Origin of the sequence: Celeribacter persicus (genome assembly GCF_003050785.1) — a bacterium.
GTDB lineage: Bacteria > Pseudomonadota > Alphaproteobacteria > Rhodobacterales > Rhodobacteraceae > Celeribacter > Celeribacter persicus.
In genome coordinates this window covers 190,766-197,914 of sequence record NZ_QAOH01000008.1, presented here as the reverse complement: position 1 = coordinate 197,914, position 7,149 = coordinate 190,766, and the positions used below count along the sequence as shown (strand labels likewise).

The following is a 7,149-nucleotide window of genomic DNA, read 5'->3' as shown; positions in this document are numbered from 1 at the left end:
CTTGGCCTATGACCGTAAAAACGGTTATCGAACTCCGCAAGCGTCTGTTATATTTGAGTTTTTTGAGAATTTCACAGCAAAATGTGAAATGGTGCGGTCGAGAAGACTCGAACTTCCACGGGAGTTACCCCACAGCGACCTCAACGCTGCGCGTCTACCAATTCCGCCACGACCGCACTGTCTTGGCTGGTGAGGGGCTATGTAGCGAAGCGGTTCGGGGAAGTGAAGAGGAAAATGAAGGGGGAGGCGAATTTTTTTCCACCTCCCCCGAAAGCCATTCCAGCAGTGGCCTGCCCCCTGTCGGAGCCTTATTCCGTAACCGCAAAACTCGGCAGCGTGGTGCTGGCCGGAACCGGGGTGAGCGGTGCGGATGTCGGGGCGCCGGAGACAGCGTAGGTCGCCTTGCGCAACAGCCCTGTGCGTTCCGGTTGCCCCGGAGCAAAGACGGCGGGCATGCCGGTCTCAACGGCCGTGAGACTGTCCTCATACCAGGCCTGTGCCAGATCCGGACGCTGGCTGACTCCAACACCCTGGCTCAGGTGATGGCCCAGCAACTCGCCGTAAGCGCGTTCCCCCATCGCCACCAGCAGGAGCGAAGACGCCAAAGCCACGTCCATCTTGTCGGTGCGATAGCCGACGGAGAGACAGATTTTCGCCGTCCCTGAGAGCTGCGCCGGGGACATGCCGGAGGCGAGCACGAAGGACGACGTGTCCGCCAGAACCTGATCGCGCGGCTTGAGCGAGAGGGCGGCGATCTGCTTGGTCATCGCAGGCACCAGCCCCTCGCATTGCGTGGCGATCTGTTGCGGGGTGAAGCCCTGCACCTTGGCAATCATGTCCTCGCCCTGCGAGATCGCGTAGGTGCGCGCGAGACAGAACTGTTCGTTGAGCGCCTGGTTCGGGTCGGACATCGAGGCTTCGGTCACAAAACCGCCGTTGGTGTTGGTCAGAAGCGAGACCTTGTTGCAATGCGACGCCAGCGACACGGTGACGTCATTGCCGAGGAAATTGGGCATCGCGCTTTCCGGCGTGGCGGCGGCAAAGCTCGGCATGCCGCCCTGTGTCGCGCCGGGCGCGGCTTGCGGCATCACCGGGTTGACCACAACGGTGGTCGTCGGTGCAGCTGCCATGGTAGCCACCTCCGCCCCGCCACTGGCCATTTCGGAGCGATATTGTTTCAGAAGACCGCGTGTGCCATCAGGATTGGCTGCGACGAGCTGTGCGGTCTGGGCACCACCGGCCTGGGCACGGTTATAAGATGAGATCAGCAACTCCTGCTCGAAGGGCGTAAGCTGCCCCGTCACCGGATATCCGAGATAGGTCTGATAGGAGGACACGGCGTTGCGGGTCTTTTGCCCGAGCTGACCGTCCACGGCACCGGCGTTGAAGCCGAAATAATTGAGAGAGGCCTGAATCTCCTTGCCCTCCTGCGTCGAGGGCAGGCGCGAACGATAGGAACGTGTGGTGGTGGTTTGCTTTTTCTGTTGCTGACTGGCAGCCCCCAGAAGACCGCCAATCACGGCCCCTGCAATAAAATCGCCACCATCGGCCTGAACGCGCGACGCGGTCCCCATCACCATGATGGCGGCCAAAGCTGCGGAAATGACATGTTTGAATCGCATCGGATTTCCCCGTCAAATACAAAAAAACTGGGGAAAGCCTATCACGGCCCCGTGAGATTCGTAGGATTTTTTTCCCGGACCCGTAGAAGGGCTGTCCTATTTTTCTTTTCGAACGCCCTGCCCTGCGCCATCGCTCTTTCGCCTTCGGCTCCCAGAGGCTACATCTCAGCTCGGACCTAAACGCGGAGACATGTGATGGTGGAATGGCGAATTTCCGAAGGGCTGACCGATTACGACTTTGCCGTGGCCGAGATGGAAGCCCGTGCCGAGGCCATTGCCAAGGGGGAGGCCGAGGAACTGATCTGGCTGGTGGAACACCCGCCGCTTTACACCGCCGGCACCTCGGCCAAGCGCGAAGACCTGGTCGATCCCGATCGTTTCCCGGTCTACGAGAGCAAACGTGGCGGGCAGTACACGTATCACGGGCCGGGACAACGGGTGGCCTATGCCATGCTCGACCTGAACAAGCGCGGTAAGGACGTGCGTAAATTCGTCGCCGACATGGAGGCCTGGGTGATCGCGGCGCTGGCCGAGTTCAACGTCACGGGCGAGATCCGCAAGGGGCGCGTCGGCGTCTGGGTGGTGCGCGACGACAAGCCGCTGACGATTACCGGCGCGAAACCCGAGGACAAGATCGCGGCCATCGGATTGCGGGTGCGCAAATGGGTGTCGTTTCACGGCTTGTCGATCAATGTTGAACCGGACCTGAGCCATTTCGATGGCATCGTGCCCTGCGGCATCCGCGAGCACGGCGTGACCTCTCTGGTCGATCTCGGACTGCCGGTGACGATGGAGGACGTCGACATCGCGCTGCGGCACGCCTTTAACCAGGTGTTCGGGCAGTAAATGCCGAAACGATTAGATCAATTCTAAATCGCAGGACGAATTTGAGCAGGATCAAAGTGCGACAAGCTCGTACTGGTATCACGATCTCAACTCACTATGGTGAGAACCGGACACATGAATCACTCGGGAGAGAGAACCAAATGACCAAGCTTTTTGCCTTCACAGCCGCCGCCCTGTTGGCAACCTCCGCCGCAGCCGTCGCAGGCGATCCGGACAAAGGCGCCAAGGACTTCAACAAGTGCAAGGCCTGCCACATGATCGTGTCGGATGCGGGCGAAACCATCGTCAAGGGCGGCAAGACCGGCCCGAACCTTTACGGTGTCATCGGGCGCCCGGTGGCGTCCTACCCCGATTTCAAATATGGCGACGGTATCCTCGCCGTGGGCGCGACCGGGATGGTCTGGACTGAGGAGCTGATCACCGAATATGCCGTCGATCCGACCAAGTTCATCGACACCCATGGCGGCTCCGGTCGCTCCAAGATGACCTTCAAACTGAAGGACGCCTCCGACGTGGTCGCTTATCTCGCCACCTTCTCCGCCGCACCGGAAGCTGCGGAAGAAGCCCCTGCCGAAGAGGCTCCTGCTTCGGAATAAGCCGGATTTCACGAAGCTGATCAGGCGCCGCTCCACCCGGAGCGGCGTTTTTTTGCTAAACAAATATATTAATACTATGAAATCATTTAGTAAATCAAAAGAGTGACCGCTATTTCACGGCTCGATCGCATCAGAAAGCTTTGCCAATTGCGCAAGAGAATACATTCTTTAGACTTGTTCTTTTGGATGGTTTGAAATCTACTTCCCCGCGCCCCTCCTCAAGTGAAGAAGCGAGAAATCATGGTGTCCCACATCCCCCTCCCCTCTGCATTTCGCCCAACAGACAGTCTGATCGCCACCCTGCAACATATCACCCTGACCTCGGATGTTCCCTCTTTCGAAAGCGAAGAGACGCCCTCCGCCGCTCGGAGCGACCAGGCGGCAACACAAGAAAACACAACGGAGCCGACGGAGGCAGAAGTGCTGGCGGAGGAGCCGCTCGAAGATCCTTTTGCACTCCTCTATGAGGAGGACATTCCCGTGACCCTGAGCACCATGAATGATCCGGCTCAGGTCGCCCCTGCGGGAGGAACGAGCGGCTGGCTTGTCGGCACCGGAACCGCAGGCAGCCTGTTCAACAGTTCGCTTTTGGTCGCCGGGGCAGATTATGTCAGGAATCTCAGTCTGGAGGATCTGGTTGGCTATGAGCTGACGGAGGAGGACATTGAAGCCCTCAAACTGGAGGCCGAAGAGCTTGCCACAGAAATCCAGCAGGACTACGACGATTTCCAAGACGACTTCGAATGGCCGGATAGCGACGATTTGATCGACGACATCGAACTTCCTTTGGTCGGCGATCTGCTCGGCGGCAATCTTCTGGGCGGTTTGCTCGGCGGAGTTCTGGGTGGTGTTCTCGACACCGTCACGGATATTTTGATCTGAAACGCCCCGGAGGCACCGTCCCAAGACCCGCTTCTCGCAACGGACGGCACACCTGCACGCTGACAACCCCATGGTACGAGAACGAGACTGTCAGCGTTCTCGCACATTTTTCTGCACCAATATGCGCAAAGAATTTGCTCTCTGAAATATAAGCCTCTAAGAAATATGTGTCATTCTGTCGCACAGACCCCCGCAAAGAGGGCGGACGGAACGGCGCGGACGACGCACGACCGGGGGAAGCCCCCGGAGAGGAATAGGGAGGAAAGCATGGCAGATGCCGCCATTCATGGTCATGAGGACACCCGCGGGTTCTTCACCCGCTGGTTCTTGTCCACGAATCACAAGGATATCGGGATTCTCTATCTGATCACGGCAGCCGTGGTCGGGTTCATCTCGGTCTGTTTCACCGTTTACATGCGGCTCGAACTGATGGAGCCGGGGGTGCAGTTCATGTGCCTCAACGAATCCGGCGAGGCGGCGGCACGTCTCCTGTCCGGCTTCGGGGCGGAAGACTGTACACCGAACGGCCATCTGTGGAACGTGATGATCACCTATCACGGCGTGCTGATGATGTTCTTCGTCGTCATCCCGGCGCTTTTTGGCGGTTTCGGCAATTATTTCATGCCGCTTCAGATCGGTGCGCCGGACATGGCCTTCCCGCGCCTCAACAACCTGTCCTACTGGCTTTATGTCTGTGGCGTGGCGCTCGGCATCGCGTCGCTTCTGGCTCCCGGCGGCAACAGTCAGGCCGGCTCCGGCGTGGGCTGGGTGCTCTACCCGCCGCTCTCGACCTCGGAAGCCGGATATTCCATGGACCTCGCGATCTTTGCCGTGCACGTCTCGGGCGCAAGCTCCATCCTCGGCGCGATCAACATGATTACCACGATGCTGAATATGCGCGCACCCGGTATGACCATGTTCAAGGTGCCGCTCTTCGCCTGGTCGATCTTCGTCACCTCCTGGCTGATCCTCCTGTCCCTGCCGGTTCTGGCGGGCGCGATCACCATGCTGCTGACCGACCGCAATTTCGGCACCTCCTTCTTCCAGCCCGCAGGCGGCGGCGACCCGATCCTCTATCAGCATATCCTCTGGTTCTTCGGTCACCCGGAAGTCTATATCGTGGTGCTTCCCGGCTTCGGCCTGATTTCCCACATCATCGCGACTTTCTCGAAAAAACCGGTCTTCGGCTACCTGCCGATGGTCTGGGCACTGATCGCGATCGGGGTTCTGGGCTTCGTCGTTTGGGCGCATCACATGTACACGGTCGGCCTGTCGCTGTCGCAGCAGACCTATTTCATGATGGCCACCATGGTCATCGCCGTACCGACGGGGGTCAAGATTTTCTCCTGGATCGCGACCATGTGGGGCGGCTCCATCGAGTTCAAGACGCCGATGCTCTTTGCCTTCGGCTTCCTGATCCTCTTCACCATCGGCGGTGTGACGGGTGTCGTCCTGTCGCAGGCAGGCGTCGACCGGGCCTATCATGACACCTATTATGTGGTGGCGCATTTCCACTACACCATGTCGATGGGCGCAGCCTTCTGTATCTTTGCCGGGATCTATTTCTACATCGGCAAGATGTCGGGACGGCAATACCCGGAACTTGCGGGCAAGATTCACTTCTGGATGTTCTTCATCGGCGTGAACCTGACCTTCTTCCCGCAGCACTTCCTCGGCCGTCAGGGCATGCCGCGCCGCTATATCGACTATCCGGAGGCCTTTGCCTATTGGAACAAGATCTCGTCCTACGGCGCGCTTTTGTCCTTTGCCTCCTTCCTGTTGTTCATCGGCATCGTGTTCTACACCCTGCTCGCCGGACGTCGCGTGACGGAAAATAACTACTGGAACGAATATGCCGACACTCTGGAGTGGACCCTGCCCTCTCCGCCGCCGGAGCATACGTTCGAGACCCTGCCCAAGCGCGAAGACTGGGATCACCAGCATTCGCACTGAGCAAGAGCACATCACATGAAAGGCCCCCACGCGGGGCCTTTTTCATGCGGTTCCCGGACCGGCGTTAACCAGTTAAGACATAAGACCGCCTCCGCCCCGTCCGGGCCACGGTTTGCGCTCAATACCCCGCTAGACCTGCAACAGGGATGAGCAGGAGCCCGTAATGTTTGCCTATATATTCAAGCCCCGGGACACCGGAGAGATGCCGCGCGCGACGGAGATTTCCGACCGCTGGCATATGCCGCAATTCTCGAAGATTTATGATACCCGGATGCGAGAGACACGGGTGGCGATGCTGATCGCCTGCCCGGAACCTCTGTTCGTCGCTCACGCCCCAAGCCCCGCGCGCATTGACGCGCTGGCCGAGGAAATCGACCGCATCGTGCGCTCGAAATGGGCCAGCCGGGAGGCCGAACGGGTCACGCGCTTCTTCGGCACAGACGAGACCACAAGCTTTGTCGCGGTGCTCGAACACAGCGCCATCGGCGCCTATGCCGCCCCCGAACAGCGGGTGAAGGCCTATTACACCTTCGACGGCAAGCGCATCGGCAAACTGGTTCCGCGCGGGCGGGAATTCGACGACGCCCCAACCGATCAATGCGTAACGCTTTGAGGGCTATGCGGAGGGACGATTTGCGCTTAGGCTGTCGGGCAAAATGACACGCACATGCCCTACCGCTGGACCCCATCCTACGACACCGTTCCGACCGGCTCCCCCGAGACCGGCGCGCCGCTTTGGCGGCTGGACCTCTGGCCTTATCGCAGCCTGCGGGGCAAAGGGTTTTCCACGGCGATCTGGATCATGTTCACAGGCGGGCTGATCCCCATCGTGCCTTTCATCGGCACTGTGGCCTTCTGGGTGCTTCTGAGTTTCATGCTGATCGTGCTCGCGGCCCTCTGGACGGCGCTTCGTCGCTCCGACCGTGAGCGGTTGCGCGAAGAGATGCTGATCTGGCCCGACCGCATCGCCCTGACCCACTGGCCTGAAAAAGGCGCTCCGCTCATCTGGGAGACCAACCCCTATTGGCTGCGCCTTACCCTGCACCCCGAGCATAGCAGGGTGGAGAACTATCTGACCCTGAAGGGTGCCGGTGAGAGCCGAGAGGTCGAACTTGGCGCGTTTCTCAGCCCCGAGGAACGCAAGGCCCTGCACGATGAGCTGGCAGACGTGCTCAACCAATTGAAACCCTGACGGTTTTCTGATGGTGTAAATACTCAAAAAAAACCGCCCCGAGGGGCGGCTTCAAACT

General features: G+C 59.4%; 7 protein-coding genes and 1 tRNA gene. 6 read left to right on the top strand and 2 right to left on the bottom strand.

All coding sequences use genetic code 11. The annotated features are described in order from the left end of the window. Positions 1 to 89: 89 nt before the first annotated feature. Together C8N42_RS12430 and C8N42_RS12425 are read right to left on the bottom strand one after the other, a co-directional pair. A tRNA-Leu gene (locus tag C8N42_RS12430) sits at positions 90 to 176 on the bottom strand. 132 nt (positions 177 to 308) lie between these two features. Continuing rightward, on the bottom strand, positions 309 to 1,622 hold the full coding sequence (locus tag C8N42_RS12425; RefSeq protein ID WP_107816888.1) for a peptidoglycan-binding domain-containing protein: 1,314 nt from the start codon (positions 1,620 to 1,622) through the stop codon (positions 309 to 311). A gap of 195 nt (positions 1,623 to 1,817) precedes the next feature. Here C8N42_RS12425 and lipB point away from each other — a divergent pair, with 195 nt between their 5' ends. The 6 genes from lipB to C8N42_RS12395 all read left to right on the top strand — a co-directional run bounded on the left by lipB (position 1,818) and on the right by C8N42_RS12395 (position 7,091). Beyond that, complete coding sequence (gene lipB / locus C8N42_RS12420; protein WP_107816887.1) at positions 1,818 to 2,468, top strand: lipoyl(octanoyl) transferase LipB; 651 nt, start codon at positions 1,818 to 1,820, stop codon at positions 2,466 to 2,468. A 140-nt stretch (positions 2,469 to 2,608) separates the two neighbouring features. Next, positions 2,609 to 3,064, top strand: coding sequence for a c-type cytochrome (locus C8N42_RS12415; RefSeq protein ID WP_107816886.1), 456 nt, complete (start codon positions 2,609 to 2,611; stop codon positions 3,062 to 3,064). Positions 3,065 to 3,304: 240 nt separating this feature from the next. Then, positions 3,305 to 3,946, top strand: coding sequence for a hypothetical protein (locus C8N42_RS12410; RefSeq protein ID WP_107816885.1), 642 nt, complete (start codon positions 3,305 to 3,307; stop codon positions 3,944 to 3,946). A 267-nt stretch (positions 3,947 to 4,213) separates the two neighbouring features. Next, the gene (gene ctaD / locus C8N42_RS12405) at positions 4,214 to 5,899 is read left to right on the top strand and encodes a cytochrome c oxidase subunit I (protein ID WP_107816884.1); all 1,686 of its coding nucleotides are present in this window, start codon (positions 4,214 to 4,216) and stop codon (positions 5,897 to 5,899) included. 163 nt (positions 5,900 to 6,062) lie between these two features. Beyond that, complete coding sequence (locus C8N42_RS12400; protein ID WP_107816883.1) at positions 6,063 to 6,512, top strand: hypothetical protein; 450 nt, start codon at positions 6,063 to 6,065, stop codon at positions 6,510 to 6,512. Positions 6,513 to 6,566: 54 nt separating this feature from the next. After that, on the top strand, positions 6,567 to 7,091 hold the full coding sequence (locus C8N42_RS12395) for a DUF2244 domain-containing protein (RefSeq protein ID WP_107816882.1): 525 nt from the start codon (positions 6,567 to 6,569) through the stop codon (positions 7,089 to 7,091). The last annotated feature ends 58 nt before the right edge of the window (positions 7,092 to 7,149 follow it).

Coding starts and splice junctions, on each gene's coding strand:
- C8N42_RS12425 (WP_107816888.1), bottom strand. CDS start 1,622: ATGCGATTCAAACATGTCATTTCCGCAGCTTTGGCCGCCATCATGGTG.
- lipB (WP_107816887.1), top strand. CDS start 1,818: ATGGTGGAATGGCGAATTTCCGAAGGGCTGACCGATTACGACTTTGCC.
- C8N42_RS12415 (WP_107816886.1), top strand. CDS start 2,609: ATGACCAAGCTTTTTGCCTTCACAGCCGCCGCCCTGTTGGCAACCTCC.
- C8N42_RS12410 (WP_107816885.1), top strand. CDS start 3,305: ATGGTGTCCCACATCCCCCTCCCCTCTGCATTTCGCCCAACAGACAGT.
- ctaD (WP_107816884.1), top strand. CDS start 4,214: ATGGCAGATGCCGCCATTCATGGTCATGAGGACACCCGCGGGTTCTTC.
- C8N42_RS12400 (WP_107816883.1), top strand. CDS start 6,063: ATGTTTGCCTATATATTCAAGCCCCGGGACACCGGAGAGATGCCGCGC.
- C8N42_RS12395 (WP_107816882.1), top strand. CDS start 6,567: ATGCCCTACCGCTGGACCCCATCCTACGACACCGTTCCGACCGGCTCC.